2 protein-coding genes are annotated in these 690 nt (G+C 56.7%); both read right to left on the bottom strand.

What is annotated here, in order from left to right; genetic code table 11:
- The coding region (locus AK963_RS30130; protein ID WP_139117824.1) for a hypothetical protein at positions 1 to 469 on the bottom strand (469 nt) is incomplete at its 3' end.
- Positions 470 to 496: 27 nt separating this feature from the next.
- The coding region (locus AK963_RS30125; protein WP_202969957.1) for a hypothetical protein at positions 497 to 690 on the bottom strand (194 nt) is incomplete at its 5' end.

The following is a 690-nucleotide window of genomic DNA, read 5'->3' as shown; positions in this document are numbered from 1 at the left end:
TATTGGCCCAGCCGTACCCCGTTACCCAGGAGCCATCGGACTGCTTAAAGGCCATGCCCAGTTTTTTCTCCCGGTAGTCACCGTTGTCATCAATCCCGAGGTTATTAATGACCAGCTGATACCCGCCGTAGAGGGCATCATCAAAACCGATGTCCAGCACCATTTCAGAAACTCCTGACTGGGATACCGTACTGAGCAGTTTCATATCCTCTTCCTCTGTGTTATTGCCCTGGTTCTCCAATGCCTCTACCCGTGCGGTCAGATCGGTAATAATGTCCTGAAGGCTCTCTACCGAAGCAATGGTATGAATATGATCCGGTGGCGCGGTTAATGAGGTCACCACCCCACCAACCAGCGCGAACAGCTTGCCATCGGCGGTATTGATCGCCACCTCCCCTGAGGCCAGATCAGACGACAGCGGGACCTTGCCCGGCGTCGCCGAGCTTTTCAGTTTGATGGTGTTGGACACAGGCCCATTCCTCTGGTTGCTGTCGGATCAGAAGGTGCCGCCATCCAGCACCACACCGTTCACCGAACCACCGGTGATGGTGACACTGGCTGCGGACTGAAGCGCCATGCTGTCCAGCCCCAGGTTACTCCGGGCAGTGGCGGCGTTGGTCAGATCCGCCAGGTTGGAGGATTTGGCCAGTTTGGTGCCGATCTGGGTGGTCAGGTTGCTGATGGTGTCGG

The sequence above is a fragment of the Endozoicomonas atrinae genome (genome assembly GCF_001647025.1).
Lineage (GTDB): Bacteria > Pseudomonadota > Gammaproteobacteria > Pseudomonadales > Endozoicomonadaceae > Endozoicomonas > Endozoicomonas atrinae.
Note: the sequence above shows the minus strand (reverse complement) of the source record. Positions and strands in the feature narration are given on the sequence as shown.